Raw genomic sequence first — 17,267 nt, 5'->3', positions numbered from 1 at the left:
CAGTTCAACCCTTTATCTAAGCCCCTTCAGATAGGCGTGCTGGCAGTGCGCCTCAAGCACGGGATATTTGATGCGCCTGATCACCGCTGCCCTTGTTTCTTTCCTCCTCGCTTCCGGAAGCCTTGCCCAGATGCAGCCACCTCCAATGAACCCTCCGATTGCCCCGACCCGCCCGCACAGCTTCACCCATCACGGCATCACCGTGGAAGACCCGTACAACTGGCTGAAGGACCCCGGCTATCCCAAGGTCGATGATGCCGATGTGCTGGCCTATCTGAAGGCCGAAAACGCCTGGTACGAGGCGCACATGGCGCCGATCGCCGGGCTGAAGGACCGCATCTACGACGAGTTAAAGGGCCGGGTGAAGCAGGATGATGCCTCGGTGCCGGTGCCCAATGGCGATTTCGAATATTGGTGGCAGTTCCAGCCGGGCGATCAATATCGCACCTGGCTGCGCCGACCCAAAGCCGGCGGTGCCGAGCAGGTGCTGCTGGCCGAACCGGAACTGGCCAAGGGCCATGATTATTTCCGGCTGGGCACGCAGAGCGTCAGCCCGGATGGCCGGCTGATCGCCTATGCCACCGACAGCGACGGCAGCGAGCGCTTCACCATCCGCATCCGCGACATCGCGAGCGGCGCCGATATCGAAACGGTGACCAAGGTCAGCGTCGGCGGCATCGTGTGGACGGCCGATTCCAGTGCCATCGTGTGGACCGAGGTCAACGACAATTGGCGGCGCATCAAGGCGCGGCTGCATGTGCTCGGCCAAACTGGCGAGGACCGCGTGCTGTATGAGGAAACGGAGGACAAGGGCTTCGGGGTCAGTGTCGGCAAGAGCCAGGACGGCCAGTGGATCATCATCAGCACATCGGATCACGTGACCAGCGAAGTGCGGCTGGTGCCGGCCGGCAATCCGACGGCCGCGCCGCTGCTGGTGCGCAGCCGGCAGGCGGGCGTGGCTTATGATGTCGATGTGCGGGGCGATACGCTGTTCATCCGCACCAACGATGAGCACGTGAATTTCCGCGTCGCGACCGCCAGCATCGCCAGGCCGGGCGACTGGCAGACGCTGATTGCCGGTAGCGATCGCGACTATATCATCGGGCTGGCGGCGTTCACGTCTTACCTCGCCATTCAGGGCCGCCGCGACGGGCTGGACCGCATCGTGCTGCGCCGCGATGATGGCAGCGAGACCGCCATTCCCTTTGCCGAAGCAGCGTTCACCGCCGGGCTGGGCAGCAATCTGGAGCCGGACGCGCCGCTGCTGCGGCTGAGCTATGCCTCCATGGTCACGCCGGCCACCGTGTTTGACTATGACGTCAAGGCGGCGAAGCTGATCAACCGCAAGGTGCAGGATGTGCCTTCGGGCTATGACCCCAGCCAATATGAAAGCCAGCGCATCTGGGTGACGGCGCGCGACGGCGCGAAGGTGCCGGTGGCAATCGTGTTTAAAAAGGGCTTCAAGCCGGACGGCACCGGCAAGCTGCATCTTTATGGCTATGGCGCCTATGGCATCCCGATGATGCCGAGCTTTTCGGCGAACCGGCTGAGCCTGCTGGACCGCGGCATGGCCTTTGCCATCGCGCAGATCAGGGGCGGTGATGATCTGGGCTATCAATGGTATCTGGATGGCAAATTGGCCAAGCGCACCAACACGTTCAACGATTTCGTCGATGCGGCGCGCGGCCTGAACGCGGCCGGCTGGGCGGCGCCGGGCATGATCTCGGCCAGTGGCGGCTCGGCCGGCGGCGAATTGATGGGCGCCATTGTCAACCAGGCGCCCGAGCTGTTCCGCGCGGTGGTCGCGCATGTGCCGTTCGTCGATGTGCTGAACACCATGTTGGATGACAGCCTGCCGCTGACGCCGGGCGAGTGGCCGGAATGGGGCAACCCGATTACTTCCCTGGCTGATTTCGAACTGATCCGCAGCTATTCGCCTTATGATCAGGTGCGGCCCCAGGCCTATCCGCCGCTGATGGTCACCGCCGGGCTGAATGACCCGCGCGTCACCTATTGGGAGCCGGCGAAGTGGGTGGCGAAACTGCGGGTGACCAAGACCGACAACAACCCGCTGATCTTCAAGACCAACATGGGCGCCGGCCATGGCGGCAAATCCGGGCGCTTTGCCGCGCTTGAGGAGTTGGCGGAGGAATATGCCTTCATCCTCGAACAGTTCGGGCTGGCCGTCAAATAGCCGCCTTGTCGATGCCCGCGCCAAACGATATATATTCAGGTCAAGGAGCAGTCGATGGCAGCCAATCTCAATCAGGCGATCCAGGCCAACACCGTTAGCACCATCATCCTGGAAGTCATTGGCCGGGCGCAGGCCAAACTTGAAGAGGCACGCGCCCTGCCGGAAGACAATGACCACCGCAAAATGCTGGTCAAGGAAGTGCAGACACTGCGCGATGAAGCCAGAATGCTGAGCCAACGGCTTGACGGCATTCCGCGGTAAACGCGTTGACCGCAGAATTATCTGATCTGGAAGCCGATCTCTCGCAGCTGCGCGCGCGGGCACAGGCCATCGCGCAATCCACGCAGCCGCGCGTTGACGAAGACCGGAGCTGGATTGCGAAACTCACCCTCAGGCTGTTCGCGGGCTCGATCCTGATCGTGCTGGTTGCGACGCCGGTGCTTGCCCTGTGGCAGGGCGCGCTGTGGGTGGAGGTGTCGAAAGCCATGTTGGCGGTCGTGGCCCAGGTGTTGCTGCCAGTGGTCACCTTGGTCATCGGTTTTTATTTCCGCAATGAACAGCGCTGACCGGCCGGTCTTTCGGCTGAATGTCACCGCGGGCGCGGCCGACATCGATGAACTCGGCCATGTCAACAATGCGGTCTATTTGCGCTGGATTCAGGATGTGGCGACGGCGCATTGGAGCGCGGTGGCGGCGCCCGAACATCTCGCGGCCTATGTGTGGGTGGTGACGCGTCACGAGATTGATTATCTGCGCCCGACCTTGCTGGGCGAGACGCTGACGCTGACCACCTGGGTCGGTGAGCCCAAGGGCGCGCGCTTTGATCGCTATGTGGACATCAGCGGCGCCGAGGGACAGTTGCGAGTGAAGGCGGTGACGACGTGGGCGATTCTCGACCGCGCCAGCGGCCGGCTGGCGCGGGTGCGGCCCGAAATTGCAGCGCCGTTCATGCGGCCCTGAACAGCGTGGCCAGATGCACGGCCGCCACCAGCGCGATGGCGACGCCGCCGAACGCCATGCCATTCCACGGCAGATAGGCATGCCAGGCCAGCGGCGCCCGATCGCGCGCCAGCCCGCCGATGGCGCCGATCACCGCAGCCACCAGCCCGGCGGCCAGCATGATCCAGGTGGTTTGCGCGTCCATCGGCCGCGCTTTGGCAGTCGGTTCAGCGCAGCGCAATGATGCGCCTTGCAGGGCTATGACCACAGGTTTACCCATCACGGTAATTTTTCGGGGAGACGACTCATGATCCGTTCCATCGCATTTGCCACTGCCCTTGCTGTTGCTGCTGTGTCCGCGCCGGCCATTGCCGCTGGCCCCTTTGATGCCGCCATTGCCGGCCCGTGGCGCAAGCCTGCCGACAAGGCCCGCGACCAGTATCGCAATCCAGCCGAAACCCTGGCCTTCTTCGGCGTGAAGCCGGGCCAGACGGTGGTGGAAGTGTCGCCGGGCGGCGGCTGGTACACCGAAATCCTCGCGCCGGCGATGAAGGGTAACGGCAAATATGTCGCCGGCCTCGCCAACCCGCTGGCATCGGTGAACGCCGCCAAGAGCGTTGAATCCTTCAAGGCCAAATATGCCGACAAGGCGATCTACGGCGACATCGGCATTGGCACCTTCGGCAAGGGCGTGGCCGATATCGTCGCGCCGGGCAGCGCCGATGTCGTGCTGACCTTCCGCAACGTGCATAATTGGCACATGGGCGATTGGGATCAGGAGGCGTTCAACGCCTTCTTCAAGGCGCTGAAGCCGGGCGGCACGCTGGGCGTGGTCGAGCACCGCCTGCCCGAAGCCCGCCCCGACGCCGACCAGAAGAAGAGCGGCTACATGAAGGCGAGCCATGTGCGGATGCTGGCGGAAAAGGCCGGCTTCAAGCTGGTCGGATCCTCGGAAGTGAATGCCAATCCGAAGGACACCAAGGATTATCCCAAGGGCGTGTGGACCCTGCCGCCGACTTTCACCGAGGGCGACACGGACCGGGCGAAATATGCCGCGATCGGTGAGAGCGACCGCATGACGCTGAAGTTCATGAAGCCTTGATGTGAAACCCCTCTCCCCCAGCAGGGAGAGGGGTTAGAACCGGCGCACGCCGGTCACCGCACTGCCGCGCGCAATCACATCACTGAGCGGCTCGATCACCACCGCCATCCAGTGCGCATTGGCGTGGCAGAGTTGGTCATCCGCCAGCAGCAGCCCGACATGGCCGGGGAAAAACACCAGATCCCCGGCGGTGCGGGCGGTAAATTCGACCGCCTCACCCTGTTCCAGTTGCAGATCGGTGTCGCGACGCAGTGATATGCCTTCGGCGGCCAGCGCGGCCTGCACCAGGCCCGAACAATCGACCCCATCGGGCGTGCGGCCGCCCCACAGATAGGGCGCACCCATGAACAGCGCGGCTGCCGCAAAACGGTTGGCCGGGGCAGCCTCGACATGGCGGCGATGGACGAAGCCGTCGCCAGCCAGTGCCAGGAAATTGCCGTCGCTCTGGCCGGTCAGCCGCGCGCCGTGTGGCAGCGCCATCAGCACCGGCGCCTTGATGCTGGGGCTGGCAAACACCAGGGCTTGCCGCGTCGTGACCATATGGGTGGGCGCTGAACCGGGCAGTGCCAGCGCGTCGAATGGCGCCCAGCCGACATAGCGATCCTGGCTGCAGCGGCCGAGCGCATGGCCGTCCTTCACATCGACGATCTCGAACGTCTCACCGAACAGCAATTCGCTCACCGCCTCGACGTGTGCGCCAGGCCCCTTGCGCAGCATCACGCGCGGCACGGTGCACACCAAAGACCGCGGCTCGACGAAACGCACCGCAGCAATGTCGCCGGCCAGCGCCAGTTCGACATGCTCCGGCCCGGCGAACCATTCGCGCGGCTCGAAGCGTTGCGCCGGGCCTTTCAGCACCCAGCTCATTGATAACGGCTGCGCAACATCGCCCAGGCGGCGCGCAGCCCCAGCGCCTCGCCGCCCTTGGGCCGGCCGGGCTTGGCGGCCGGCGTCCAGGCGAAGGTATCCAGATGCAGCCATGGCAGGCCCGCCGGCACGAAGCGTTCGAGGAACAACGCCGCAGTGATCGCGCCGGCAAAGCCGCCATCGGCGCTGTTGACCATGTCGGCGACTTCGGATTTCAGCATGTCCTGATAGGGCGCCCACAGCGGCAGCCGCCACAATGGATCGCCAACACTGGCGCCCGCGGCCAGATATTCGCTGGCCAGCGCATCATCATTGGCGAACAGCGCCGGCAATTGCGGCCCCAGCGCCACCCGCGCCGCGCCGGTGAGCGTGGCGAAATCGATCATCAATTCCGGGCTGTGCTCGGCGGCGAGCGCCAGGCAATCGCACAGCACCAGCCGGCCTTCGGCATCGGTGTTGGTGATCTCCACCGTCTTGCCAGCGCGCGTCGCGATGATGTCACCGGGCCGGAACGCATTGCCGGATATGGCATTTTCCGCCGCCGGGATCAGCATATGCAGCCGCACGCGCAGGCCCGCCTGCATCACCAGCCGGGCCAGTGCAAGCGCATGCGCGGCGCCGCCCATGTCCTTCTTCATGTTGGCCATGCCGCTGGTCGGCTTGATGTTCAGCCCGCCGCTGTCGAAAGTGATGCCCTTGCCGATGATGGCCAGGCGCGGGTGGGCCGCATCGCCCCAATACAGCTCGATCAGGCGCGGCGCAGCGCTGGCGGCGCGGCCGACGGCGTGGATGGCCGGGAAATTCTCCGACAGCAGCGCCTCGCCAGTCACCACGCGCACATCGGCGCCGAAGGGACGTGCGATGTCGATCACCGCCTGCGCCAGATCGGCCGGGGTCAGGTCGCCTGCCGGCGTGTCGATCAGGTCGCGCACCAGCGCCACGGCTTCGGCCTCCGGCACGGCGGCGTGAATCGCGGCCAGGCTGGTTGTGGTCAGCACGCGCGGGGCCACCGGTTCGGCGCGGCGATAGCGGGTGAAGCGATGCTGGGCGAGGCACCAGCCCAGCCCGGCCTGGCCCAATTCGCCGGCCAGCGCATAGCGGCCGGGCGGCAATTTCTGTGCCGCCGCAGCCAGTGCCCACGGCCCCAGCGCGCCAGTCGCCACCCCGGCCAGCGCCAGCCAGTCGGACGGGCCATCGCCAGCGATCATCGCCACCTGATCAGCCGCCGCCTTGAAGCCTTGCGCGGCCACGCCAGTGCGCACCCGCTCGCCCTGACCTGCCAGCCATGCTGCCAACTGATCGGCCGCCAGCGGGATCAACGGCACTGCCGGCTGGCCATCGGCCGGGGCCAACATCGCGGCAAAATCGGTCATGCCGGTACCCCGAACAGATCGACCTCGTCGGCATCTTCGATGCGCACCGAAATGATGTCGCCTTGGGCCACGCCGCTGCAATCGCGCAGATGCACCATGCCGTCGATTTCCGGCGCGTCATATTTGCTGCGGCCCGACGCACCGCCTTCGTCGTCAACCTCGTCGATCAGCACATCCAGCGTGCGGCCGATCTTCTGCGCCAGCCGCGCTTCGGAAATCGCGCTCTGCACCGCCATGAAGCGATGCCAGCGCTCTTCCTTCACATCCTCCGGCACCGCGCCCGGCAGGGCATTGGCGCGCGCGCCGTCCACCGCTTCATATTTGAAACAGCCGGCGCGGTCGATCTGCGCCTGTTGCAGCCAATCGAGCAGATACTGGAAATCTTCCTCGGTCTCGCCGGGAAAGCCGACGATGAAGGTGGAGCGGATGGCAAGATCGGGCACCAGCCCGCGCCACTTGGCGATACGCTCCAGCACCTTGGCTTCGTTGGCCGGACGCTTCATCGCCTTCAGCACCGCAGGCGACGCATGCTGGAACGGAATGTCGAGATAGGGCAGCACCAGCCCGTCGGCCATCAATGGCATCAGATCATCGACGTGCGGATATGGGTACACATAATGCAGCCGCACCCAGGCGCCGAGTTCGCCGAGCTCGCGCGCCAGATCGGTGATGTGCGCGCGCCGATCCACCCCGCCCAGCGACGACCGGGCGTGCTTGAGATCGACACCATAGGCCGAGGTATCCTGGCTGATCACCAGCAGTTCCTTCGCGCCGCTGTTCACCAGCGCAGCGGCTTCGCGGATGATGGCGGCCGGCGGGCGGCTGACGAGGCGCCCACGCAGATCAGGGATGATGCAGAAGGCGCATGTGTGATTGCAGCCTTCGGAAATTTTCACATAGGCATAATGGCGCGGCGTCAGCTTCAGGCCGAGGTCGGGCACCAGATCGACATAGGCGCTGCGAACCGGCGGCGCGGCATCGTGCACGGCGCTGACCACTTGATCATATTGCTGCGGCCCGGTCACGGCCAGCACCGCCGGGAAGCGGGCGCGGATGGCGTCGGCCTCATGGCCCATGCAGCCGGTCACGATCACCCGGCCGTTTTCGGCGATGGCTTCGCCAATGGCTTCCAGGCTTTCGGCCTTGGCCGAATCCAGGAACCCGCAGGTGTTGACGATCACCACATCGGCGCCGGCATAATCGCCCGACAGGGCATAGCCGTCGCTGCGCAACTGGGTGAGGATGCGTTCGGAATCGACCAATGCCTTGGGGCAGCCCAGCGACACCATGCCGACCCGCGGCGCCGTGGCGATGCTGTCGTTCATGGCGCGGCCCCTGAACTGGAATCCGGCGCGACGCAAGTGTGACACGTCATGCTAACGCCCGCCAATCACCTTGGCCGGATCCACCGGCGCGCGGCCGCGGCGCAGTTCGAAATGCAGTTGCGGTTCGGCAACCGCGCCGGTCTGGCCGGCCCGCGCGATGACTTCGCCAGCCTTCACGCGAGCGCCGCGCGCCACCAGCAGCGCCTCGTTATGGCCATAGGCCGATACCCAGCCGCCGGCATGTTTCACCAGCAACAGATTGCCGAAGCCCGGAATGGCATCGCCGGCATAGGCCACCACGCCGTCCCCGGCCGCGCGCACCGGTTCGCCGGCACTGGCCTTCAGATTGACGCCATCGTTGAAGCGCCCGCCGGCTTTGGGGCCGAAGCCGGAGATGATCCGGCCGGGCAACGGCCAACGAAAGGCTGGGGCGCTGCCGGTGACGGCGGGCAGCGGGGTCGGCGGCTCTTCCACCGTGGCGGGGGCCGGCCGGGCGGGGCGGGGCGCGGCGGGCTGGCCGCCGGTCACCACATCATCGATATTCAGCGCAAAGGCGCGGGCGCGTTCTTCCAGGCTGGCGGCGGTGGGCGGCGCGGCCGGCGGCGCTGGTGCCGTGCCCGGGCCGGGCAGCCGCAGGCGCTGGCCGACGCGGATCACATAAGGCTCCGACAATCGGTTCAGCGCCACCACTTCCCGCCACGGCACTCCATAGGCGCGCGCGATCGCGATGCCGGTTTCGCCCTGCTTGACGATATGGAACCGCCCTTGCGGCGTCACGACAGCGCCCGGCACCACCTTGCGCGCCACCCAATCGGTGCGTTTCGGCGCCGGCGCCGGGGCCGGCGGCGGTACAACCCGGATCGTCGAGCGCAACGATGGCGAGCGCGGGCTGCTGGAACAGCCGGCCAGCACGACCAGCAACAGAAGGGCCGGGGCGCCGGCGGCCCGCATCAGCGTTCGGCCAGATCCGCCAATGCGGATTTCAACCGGGCCAGCGAATGATAATGCGTCATGTCCAGATGCAGCGGCGTCACCGAAATACAGGCTTCGTGCATCGCCTTCAGATCGGTTTCATGGCCAGGCGCTGGCTTTTCCTTGCCGAACCCATGCCAGTAATAGGGAAAGCCGCGCGGATCGGTGCGTTTGACCAGGTGGATATTGCCGTAATCGCGGAAACCCTGCTCGGTCACGCGCACGCCGGCCACGGCATCGGCGGCGACCGGCGGGAAATTGATGTTGATCAGCACGCCCTCCGGCCATTCCGTGTCGGCCACGCGGCGGATGATGCCCGCCCCATGTGCCGTTGCGGTGGTGAAATCCTCCATGCCGGCGGTGTAATCGGACATCACCTGCGACAGCGCGATGGAACGGATGCCGGCCAGGCAGCCTTCCATCGCAGCCGACACGGTGCCGCTGTAGGTGACATCTTCGGCCAGATTGCCGCCGCGGTTGACGCCGGACAGGATCAGATCGGGCTTGTGATCTTCCAGCACCGCACCCAGCGCCAGCATCACGCAATCGGTGGGGGTGCCGCGCACGGCAAAGCGCCGCGGTGCGATTTCGCGCAGCCGCACCGGCTGGCTCAGCGTCAGGCTGTGCCCGGCGCCGGACTGTTCCTCGGCCGGGGCGACCACCCAGACATCATCCGACAATTCGGCAGCGATGGCCTCCAGCGCGACCAGGCCGGGGGCGTTGATGCCATCGTCGTTCGTAACCAATATACGCATAATCAAGGCTCCAGCCGGGTAATGCCGGCCATGTAGGGCTGCAGCACCGCCGGAATGATGACACTGCCATCGACTTGCTGATAATTTTCAATCACGGCAACCAGGGTGCGACCAACCGCCAGCCCGGAGCCGTTCAAGGTATTGACCGGGCCGCGGCTGCCTTTTTCGCCAGCGACTTTCCAACGGGCGTTCATGCGCCGGCCCTGGAAATCACCGCAATCGGACACGGACGAGATTTCGCGATAGCTATTTTGGCCGGGTAGCCAGACCTCCAGATCATAGGTCTTCCGGGCTGAAAAGCCCATGTCCCCGGCGCACAGCAGCATGCGGCGATAGGGCAATTCCAGCGCCTGCAAGATGGCTTCGGCGCTGGCCAGCATGTGCGCGTGCTCGGCCTCGGCCTGTTCGGGCGTGCAGATTGTCACCAGCTCGCATTTTTCGAACTGGTGCTGGCGAATGAGGCCGCGCGTGTCGCGCCCGGCGCTGCCGGCTTCGCTGCGGAAACAGGGGGTCAGCGCGGTCATGCGGATCGGCAGGTCGGCGGCGTCGATGATCTGGCCGGCCACCAGATTGGTCAGGCTCATTTCGGCGGTGGGGATCAGGTAGCGGCCGTCGGTGGTCTTGAAGAGATCGTCCTCGAACTTGGGCAATTGACCCGCACCATAAGCGGCATCCCGCCCGACCAGCAGCGGCGCATAGGTTTCGCTATAGCCATGCGCCCCCGTCTGCACGTCGATCATATACTGGCCGAGTGCGCGTTGCAGCCGGGCGAGCGGACCTTTCAGCACGGCAAAGCGCGCCCCGGCCACACGCGCCGCCGCTTCGGGATCATAGCCCAGTTTCGCTGCAACGATGTCATGCTCCAGTGGCTGAAAATCGAAAGCGCGCGGGGTCCCCCAGCGCAGCACTTCGATATTGCCATGCTCGTCCACGCCATCGGGCACGTCGGCGGCCGGCAGATTGGGCAGCGATGCCAGGCCCGCATCCGCGGCCACCGATGCGGTGCGTGCAGTCTCTTCCAGACCCGCCATGGTTTCCTTCAACGCCGCGACTTCGGCCTTCAGCGTGTCGGCACGGGCGCCGTCCTTCGCGGCCATGGCGGCGCCGATGTCCTTCGACAGGGCATTGCGGCGGGCCAATGCCTCCTGCAGCGCGGTTTCCGCACTGCGCCATGCCGTATCAGCCGCCAGCAGGGCCGATGCAGCGTCGGTCACGCCGCGCCGGGCGAGGGCCGCCGCAAAGCCTTCCGGGTCGGCGCGCAGAAACTTTATATCGTGCATGCCTCTGCCTTTGCCCGCCTCGCGCCCAGCCTGCAAGCCGGCGCTTCCTTATCCACGCGGCTTTGTCCTATGGTGGCAGCGTGATCGTCACCTGTCCCCAATGCGCCGCCCAATATCGTCTGGAGATCGGCGTCGTCATGCGCCGGGCCAGGCTGAAATGCGCCGATTGCAACCTGCGCTGGGTGCCGGGCGAAGAGATTGACGAGGATGAGGCGGTCGCCGCCGTGCAGGAGGAGGTGCGCGCCGCCCGCAACCCGCCGCCGGAGCCTGATCCGCAAACCGCGCCAGACCCCGAAGACGCCGCGCCGCAGCCCGATCCCGATCGGCCGCAATGGGGCAAATGGCTGCTGGCGATCGTGCTGGGCGCGGCGTTGACCACCGCGTCGGTTGGGCTGTGGATTGGCCGCATCGATCCCGAATCCTTGCCCGGTGTCGGCGATCTGCTGGCGCAAGTTGCACCGCCGCCGCCGCGGCTCGATGTGGCGGTTACCGCGCGCAAGACCAGCCTGCCCGGCCGCAGCGCCATCCTGGAAGTGACCGGCACCATCGCCAACCCCGGCCGCCGTTCCGTTGCCGTCCCGGCGCTGCATGCGCAGATGCTGGTGGGCGGTGAAGCGGTGCGGGACTGGACGATCCCGCCGCCGGCCGCGATGATTGCCCCCGATCAACGTCTGGCCTTTGCCAGCACGATCACCGATGTCCCGGCCGGGCCTGTCACCGTGCAGGTGCGTCCCGCCAATCGCGGATTATAGCAGCATGTCATCCGTGGGCAGGCCGAGCAGCACCCGCCCGGCCAGTTCCAGCGTGGGCGGTGCCACCATCACATGCTGGGTGGCGACATGCGCATCGCGGAAGCGGCGGTTCAGTGGATGGCTGGCATAGACCGAGCTGCCGCCGGCCAGTTCGTGCATCTTGGCCGCCACCCGCGCCGAAACCTGGGTCAGCCGTGTCGCTGCCAATCGCAGCCGGGCGCGGGCCGGCAGATCGAGCGTATCGCCGGCGGTCACCCGGTCCCAGGCGCTGGCGATTTCGGCATGAACCAGCGCGCGCGCGGCATCGAGATCGGCGTGGGCCACCGCGAAATCCGCCTGCACCACGCTGCGTTCTGCCAGCGTGCGGCTTGATCCCTGGCCCTTTTTCGCGGTGGCCAGCGCCTTCAGATCATCGAGCGCACCCAGCGCATTGCCGCTGGCCACCGCCGCGATGCCGAGCGCCAGCAGGCCGAACGGCGCAAAGCGATACAGCGGCCCATCGTGGCGGGGCGTATCGGTGAAGAAGGACACGCTGCGGCTCTGCGGCACGCGCACATCGCTGGCAGCCATGTCGCCCGAACCGGTGCCGCGCATGCCCAGCGCATCCCAGGTATCGAGCAGTTCCACATCATCGCGCCGCATCACCATCATGCGGTGATCGGGCGCGCCGTTCGGCAGTCGCCGCAACTGGCCATCATCGAGGATCACCGCGCCGCCGAGCAGCCAGGCGCAATTGGCGCTGCCCGATGCCCAGGCCCAGCGGCCAGAAACGACATAATGATCGCCGTCGGCCGCCGCCTTGCCCATCGGCGCAAACACACCGCCGGTGATCACGTTGGGATCAGCCCAGATTTCCCGCGCATGGTCTTCAGGCAGCCACGCCGACAGCAGCGCCGTGGTGCCGCCGATCATTACGCACCAGCCAGTGGCCGCATCGGCGCGTCCCAGGGCCTCCAACGTGGCAAACATGGTGGCCACATTGGTTTCGCTGCCGCCGAGCACGCGTGGAACCAGCATCCGGAACAGGCCGGCATGGGCCAGGTCCGTGGCCAGATCGGCCGGCAGGCGGCGCGCGTGCTCGGTATCGGCGGCGCGGGCGGTGATGGTGGGGGCAAGGGCGAGAGCGGCTGAGAGGGCGCCCATCACAATTTCCACAGGCCGGCCAGATTATTCTTCTGCATGTCGCTGGACCCGCCCACGATCGGCATGCCGAGCAGATCACGCACATGGCGCTCCATGTCGAACGCGTCCGAAAGCGCATAGGCGCCCATCACCTGCTGGCACGCCAGCGCGATCTCCACGCCCACGTCGGCGACAAACAGTTTCGCCATGCTGGTTTCCGCGCTGCACGGCCGGCCTTCATTGGCCAGCCACGCCGCGTGATACAGCATGTGCCGCGCCGCCTGCAGCTTGGTGCGCGCCACCACCAACTTGTGGCGCACGGCCTGATGCTGGCTGATCGCCTTGCCGAACTGCACGCGGCTTTGGGCATAATCCCACGCTTCATCCAGCGCAGCGCGGGCGATGCCGAAGGCGACCGCGGTGATTTCCAGCTTCTCCACATCCAGCGCGCGGCCGGCGAGCAGTTTCCAGCCCTGGTTCCACATGGCTTCGCCGCCAACGATATTGGCCTTCGGCACCCGCACGCCATCGAAATACACATCCTGGCTGGCGGTGTAGCGCAGGTTGGCGTGGTGGATATCCTGCATCCGCACGCCGGGCGCATGGCAAGGGATCAGCACGAACGACAGGTTGCGATAGCGGTCCTCTGCAGGGCCGGAGCGCACCAGCGTATAGATATAATGGCACCAGTCGGCACCGGTGCACCAGCGCTTGGCGCCGTCGATCACCACCTCGTCACCCTCCAGTCGCGCACGGGTGGTGACGCTGGCGAGATCGCCGCCCACATCAGGCTCCGACAGGCCATAGGCGAAGAACAATTCGCCGCGGGCCAGCCGGGGCAGGAATTCGGCCTTCTGTTCGGCGCTGCCGTTTTCAGACAGGTTCATGCCGCCATAAAATGCGGTGTGAATATAGGGCCCGGCCAGAAACGCCCCAGCCTGCGACAATTCCTCGATCACCGCGATGGCCGCGACCAGATCCTGGCCAGCGCCGCCAAATTCCTCCGGCACGGTCAGCGCGGTCAGCCCCAGCTTGTTCAATTCGGCATAGACATCGCGCGGCCAGCGCTGATCGCGGTCCCACTGGATGCGCTTTTCGCGCGGCGCATGGGCGGCGACGAACTTTCGGATCGTGTCGCGCAACTGGCCGACATGGTCAGGCTCGTCGGTGTAGGTCACCGGTGGCAGGGCGGGCGCGCTCATTCGCCCGTCAAATTCGGTGCGCGGCGTTCGCGAAAAGCCCGGACGGCTTCGGCGCGATCGGCAGCCAGGTTGGACAGGGTTTCATAGGGGATGGAGGCATCCATCAACTGCTGCGCCAGCACTCGCAGCGGCTGATTGGCCACCACTTTCGACCAACGCACCGCAAAGCGCGGATTGCCCATCAATTTGCTGACCATCTCGGTCACCTTGGCATCGAGTTGATCGCCGGGCACGCTGTAGTTGATCAGGCCCATCGCTTCGGCGCGCGGCGCCTTGATCAGATCGCCAGTCATCAGAAATTCCTTGGCGCGGGCATAGCCGATCAATTGTGGCCAGATCACTGCGCCACCATCGCCGGCCACCAGCCCGACCTTCACATGCGGATCGCCGATCACCGCATTTTCGTCGGCCACGATGATATCGCACAGCAGGGCGATGGTGGCGCCCAGCCCGGCAGCCGCGCCGTTCATCCGGCAGATCACCGGCTTTTCGATATCGAGCAGGCTGGTGACGATGCGTTTGGCGTCCCAGCCGATATCGCGAAACTGGGCGGGATTGGCGATCTGTTCTTCAAACCAGTCGAAATCGCCGCCAGCACAAAAGGCGCGCCCCGCCCCGGTCAACACGATGATATCGCTGTCTTTGTCCTGCTGCAGATCGGTGAACACCCGCGCCAGTTCATGGTGCATCTGCTCATCGACCCCGTTGACCGGATTGTTGCCGGTGATGGTGGCCGTAAGCACGCGTGCATGGCCGAAGCCCCCGCGCGCGAAGGTGAAACGTTGATATCCCTCAAGCAGCGCCATCGCCGCCTCTCCCCAAGCTGTTTTGCGCAAGGTGAAGCAGGACGCGCGGCGGGTCAAACGCGCAGTTAGCGCAGCTTCAGCGCAGCCTTCACCTTGGCCCAGCTGACCAGCTTGAAATTCTGCGCCGGCTGGTTGTCGCCATCCTGCGCTACCATCAACCCGCCCGGGTAGGCCGCGCCGAAATCGGCGGCGTTGATCTCGATCCCGTCGGTTTCCTGCGTGCCGCCGAATTGGCCATCGCCGATGCGGAAGCGGCCGACATAGCGCTCATCGGACAGGCGATAGACGGCAAAGGCGTTGTCCCCCTGCGAAGACGCCACCAGATAGCCACCGTTCGTCGTGCCCTCGGTGGCAATCGCCAGCCCTTCGACATCATCGAACAGCCGCTTGCCATCGACGCGGGCGATCAGCGTGCCTTTCGGCCCGGCGGCGGCGCGCGCATCGAAACGCCAGATGCCGATATCTTCTTCCCCGACATACAGCCGGGCGGTGCGCGCATCGACCACACAGCCTTCGGGCTGGCTGCCCAGTTTCATGGTGCGCACGATCCGCCCGGTTGCGGCCGGCGCATCCAGCTCGATCTGGCGGACAGTGCCCTCCTTGAACGTCACGAAGGCGGTCAACGCGCCCGGCGTTGCCCACAGGCAGATGCCATAGGCTTCGCCGGGGCCGGCGGGCACAACGCCCAGCGGCAGCAGCCGCGCTGTGCCGGGGTCGAGCCGGAACAGCGCAATCTTGCCGTTGGCATCATCATTGCGATCGCTGGCCGCCACGATCACGCCGGCCGGGGTGGTCGCCAGATCGACATTGTTGACGCGCCCCGCCACCACGAAACTACGCTCGGCGCCATCCAGACCATAGACGTGCAGGCCGCGCTTCTTGTCGGTGGCGACAATCAGGCTGGCGGCGGGATCGGCGGCATTGCGCCAGATCGCCGGATCGTCGGCGGCATCATCCAGGGTCGCCACCGGCACGGTTTCACCGTCTGCCGTCACGCTGACGGTGGTGATCTGCGGCACCACCGCCGGCGGCGCGCAGGCCGCCAGCAGCAGCGTGGTGAGGAAAACGGATGCGCGCGACATGATCATTTTGCCACTATGAAGATCGGGTTGGCATAAAACCAGAGGTCATCCCAGGGATTCTCGCCCTTGGGGTCGGCGGTCGGCTCCAGTTCGGCGGTGCTGGTGCCGCGCACGCGCAGATAGGCCGGGCCGCTGAGCGGCGGCAGTTGCCAGGCCATGGTGATGATCTCCCCATCGCGCTGCCAATCAGCGGCGGTGAAGCGTTTGGCCACCGCCGTGCCCGGCGCCCGATCGGTGCTGCGATTGGCGGCTGGGCCGGTGATCGGCCCCAGGATCAGATCGACGCGCGCCACGCTGGGGGTGTTGCCGGCGGCATTGGCGGCGGCCGGATCGCGCAGGCGGATCGTCACCGTCACCGGGCGGCCCTTGCGGGCCATAAGCGTGCCGCCGATGCCGGCCGTGCGCGCGCCGCTGGTGGCAATCACGTCCACTTCGGACACCAGATCGCCGGTGGTGACGAAAATGCGCCCCGACCGCAGGCCATCGATGATGTCGCCATGATCAGGCCGCGCCTGCACATAGGTCTTGGCATATTCGCCTGGCCAGAAATCATTGCCGCCGTCGCGCCAGTTGGCATGGCTGTCGGACGTGGCCGTGATAAACCAGCGCCGGCCTTCGGCAAGCATCGAATCCCAGAAACCGCCCAGCGTCGCCGTCATCTGGTCGAACCCGCCCATTGTGGGGCTGTTGCGATAGCCGCCGCGGCTGCCGCCCGGTTTCAGGCCGCTGGCCTGGTGGCCGGGCGCGCCTTCCATGCCGATCGCGACGCGCGGCGCGGTATCGTTCCAGTTGCGGAATTCGGCCGGTGTATATTGGCCCCAGGTGAAAGGGCCGGTGGCGGAACGGCTGGGGTGATTGGCGATCAGCACCGGCGGCGCCTTCTGGTCGCGCATCTGTTTCAGCGCATCGATCATGCGGCCTTCGGTGTCCCACGCCGGATCGCGCGGCCAGGGTTCACGCTTGGAAAAGCCAGCTTCGATGGCACGCAACTGGTCGCGCTCGTCGCCGGTGAACGGGATGATCAGGCTGCTGTGATCGCCCGCCGGCGTATCGAATTCCATGCCATAGAAAATCAGCATTTCCGGCACGGCGGTGCGGGCGCGGTTCACTTCGGGCCAGGCCTGTTCGTAGTTCAGTTTCGAATGGTTCGGCCCGCCATGATCGGTGCTCACCATCCAGCGCAAGCCGAACTGCCGCGCCATTTCGGCATTTTTGACGATGGCATAGCGACCATCCTTGCCGAGCAGCGGGATCGGCGCAGTCTGCGGGCTGGCCGGATCGGCCTGATAATCGGCGCTGAATTCGGAATGGATATGGTGATCACCGGGCAGCCATTGCCGGCCGGTGGCGGGCACGGCGCCCGCCGTCGGCTTGTTGTGATATTGCGCCGCCAGCCCACCATGATTGCCATGGGCAAAGGCCGGCGCCGCCAACAACATGGCGATGGCCGCAAGCGTGACACGGCGCATCGCCATCCCTTTCAAACGATTGGATCG

18 protein-coding genes are annotated in these 17,267 nt (G+C 66.0%); 6 read left to right on the top strand and 12 right to left on the bottom strand.

Translation table 11 applies throughout. From position 1 onward, the window contains the following. The first annotated feature begins 145 nt into the window (after positions 1–145). From ACTIEZ_RS06520 to ACTIEZ_RS06505, 4 genes are read left to right on the top strand one after another with little or no spacing between them, the layout of a single operon-like run. Positions 146–2,194 (top strand): S9 family peptidase, encoded by a 2,049-nt coding sequence (locus ACTIEZ_RS06520; RefSeq protein WP_439545855.1) that lies wholly within the window; start codon positions 146–148, stop codon positions 2,192–2,194. A 54-nt stretch (positions 2,195–2,248) separates the two neighbouring features. Further along, a complete protein-coding gene (locus ACTIEZ_RS06515; RefSeq protein WP_439545854.1) occupies positions 2,249–2,455 on the top strand; it encodes a hypothetical protein in 207 nt (68 codons plus the stop codon). Positions 2,456–2,460: 5 nt separating this feature from the next. Further along, positions 2,461–2,760: a hypothetical protein gene (locus ACTIEZ_RS06510; RefSeq protein WP_439545853.1), complete on the top strand. Its 300-nt coding sequence runs from the start codon at positions 2,461–2,463 to the stop codon at positions 2,758–2,760. Beyond that, positions 2,747–3,154, top strand: a complete 408-nt coding sequence (locus ACTIEZ_RS06505; protein ID WP_439545852.1) for an acyl-CoA thioesterase — start codon at positions 2,747–2,749, stop codon at positions 3,152–3,154. Before ACTIEZ_RS06510 ends, ACTIEZ_RS06505 begins: the two co-directional genes overlap by 14 nt. Here the strand turns inward: ACTIEZ_RS06505 and ACTIEZ_RS06500 are convergent. Then, positions 3,141–3,338, bottom strand: coding sequence for a hypothetical protein (locus tag ACTIEZ_RS06500; RefSeq protein ID WP_439545851.1), 198 nt, complete (start codon positions 3,336–3,338; stop codon positions 3,141–3,143). The two genes, ACTIEZ_RS06505 and ACTIEZ_RS06500, sit on opposite strands and share 14 nt — an antisense overlap. 102 nt (positions 3,339–3,440) lie before the next feature. Between ACTIEZ_RS06500 and ACTIEZ_RS06495 the strand changes: the two genes are divergently transcribed. Next, a complete protein-coding gene (locus tag ACTIEZ_RS06495) occupies positions 3,441–4,235 on the top strand; it encodes a class I SAM-dependent methyltransferase (protein WP_439545850.1) in 795 nt (264 codons plus the stop codon). A 33-nt stretch (positions 4,236–4,268) separates the two neighbouring features. Here the strand turns inward: ACTIEZ_RS06495 and ACTIEZ_RS06490 are convergent, their stop codons facing one another. Genes ACTIEZ_RS06490 through serS form a run of 6 tightly spaced genes read right to left on the bottom strand, consistent with a single transcriptional unit; the run spans position 4,269 to position 10,807 of the window. Continuing rightward, positions 4,269–5,102 (bottom strand): C40 family peptidase, encoded by an 834-nt coding sequence (locus ACTIEZ_RS06490; RefSeq protein WP_439545849.1) that lies wholly within the window; start codon positions 5,100–5,102, stop codon positions 4,269–4,271. Next, complete coding sequence (locus tag ACTIEZ_RS06485; protein ID WP_439545848.1) at positions 5,099–6,475, bottom strand: leucyl aminopeptidase family protein; 1,377 nt, start codon at positions 6,473–6,475, stop codon at positions 5,099–5,101. Before ACTIEZ_RS06485 ends, ACTIEZ_RS06490 begins: the two co-directional genes overlap by 4 nt. Further along, entirely contained in the window at positions 6,472–7,800 is a 1,329-nt protein-coding gene (gene rimO / locus ACTIEZ_RS06480; protein ID WP_439545847.1) for a 30S ribosomal protein S12 methylthiotransferase RimO, read from the bottom strand. Before rimO ends, ACTIEZ_RS06485 begins: the two co-directional genes overlap by 4 nt. A 51-nt stretch (positions 7,801–7,851) precedes the next feature. Beyond that, positions 7,852–8,751 (bottom strand): peptidoglycan DD-metalloendopeptidase family protein, encoded by a 900-nt coding sequence (locus tag ACTIEZ_RS06475; RefSeq protein WP_439545846.1) that lies wholly within the window; start codon positions 8,749–8,751, stop codon positions 7,852–7,854. Further along, positions 8,751–9,527: a 5'/3'-nucleotidase SurE gene (gene surE, locus ACTIEZ_RS06470; protein ID WP_439545845.1), complete on the bottom strand. Its 777-nt coding sequence runs from the start codon at positions 9,525–9,527 to the stop codon at positions 8,751–8,753. Before surE ends, ACTIEZ_RS06475 begins: the two co-directional genes overlap by 1 nt. A 2-nt stretch (positions 9,528–9,529) precedes the next feature. Continuing rightward, on the bottom strand, positions 9,530–10,807 hold the full coding sequence (gene serS / locus ACTIEZ_RS06465) for a serine--tRNA ligase (protein ID WP_439545844.1): 1,278 nt from the start codon (positions 10,805–10,807) through the stop codon (positions 9,530–9,532). Between the two features lie 80 nt (positions 10,808–10,887). Between serS and ACTIEZ_RS06460 the strand changes: the two genes are divergently transcribed. Continuing rightward, positions 10,888–11,559: a hypothetical protein gene (locus tag ACTIEZ_RS06460; RefSeq protein ID WP_439545843.1), complete on the top strand. Its 672-nt coding sequence runs from the start codon at positions 10,888–10,890 to the stop codon at positions 11,557–11,559. Here the strand turns inward: ACTIEZ_RS06460 and ACTIEZ_RS06455 are convergent. The 5 genes from ACTIEZ_RS06455 to ACTIEZ_RS06435 all read right to left on the bottom strand — a co-directional run bounded on the left by ACTIEZ_RS06455 (position 11,554) and on the right by ACTIEZ_RS06435 (position 17,240). Continuing rightward, positions 11,554–12,702, bottom strand: coding sequence for an acyl-CoA dehydrogenase family protein (locus tag ACTIEZ_RS06455; RefSeq protein ID WP_439545842.1), 1,149 nt, complete (start codon positions 12,700–12,702; stop codon positions 11,554–11,556). The two genes, ACTIEZ_RS06460 and ACTIEZ_RS06455, sit on opposite strands and share 6 nt — an antisense overlap. Then, positions 12,702–13,883: an acyl-CoA dehydrogenase family protein gene (locus tag ACTIEZ_RS06450; protein WP_439545841.1), complete on the bottom strand. Its 1,182-nt coding sequence runs from the start codon at positions 13,881–13,883 to the stop codon at positions 12,702–12,704. Before ACTIEZ_RS06450 ends, ACTIEZ_RS06455 begins: the two co-directional genes overlap by 1 nt. Next, positions 13,880–14,689 carry an enoyl-CoA hydratase/isomerase family protein gene (locus ACTIEZ_RS06445; RefSeq protein ID WP_439545840.1) on the bottom strand — a complete coding sequence of 270 codons (810 nt, stop codon included), beginning with the start codon at positions 14,687–14,689 and terminating at the stop codon, positions 13,880–13,882. Before ACTIEZ_RS06445 ends, ACTIEZ_RS06450 begins: the two co-directional genes overlap by 4 nt. A gap of 65 nt (positions 14,690–14,754) precedes the next feature. Continuing rightward, on the bottom strand, positions 14,755–15,771 hold the full coding sequence (locus ACTIEZ_RS06440) for a phytase (RefSeq protein WP_439545839.1): 1,017 nt from the start codon (positions 15,769–15,771) through the stop codon (positions 14,755–14,757). A 2-nt stretch (positions 15,772–15,773) separates the two neighbouring features. Then, entirely contained in the window at positions 15,774–17,240 is a 1,467-nt protein-coding gene (locus ACTIEZ_RS06435) for a phosphoesterase (RefSeq protein ID WP_439545838.1), read from the bottom strand. Between the last annotated feature and the right edge of the window lie 27 nt (positions 17,241–17,267).

This window comes from Sandarakinorhabdus sp., from assembly GCF_051860625.1.
Lineage (GTDB): Bacteria > Pseudomonadota > Alphaproteobacteria > Sphingomonadales > Sphingomonadaceae > Sandarakinorhabdus.
This window is presented reverse-complemented; position numbering and strand designations above follow the sequence as displayed.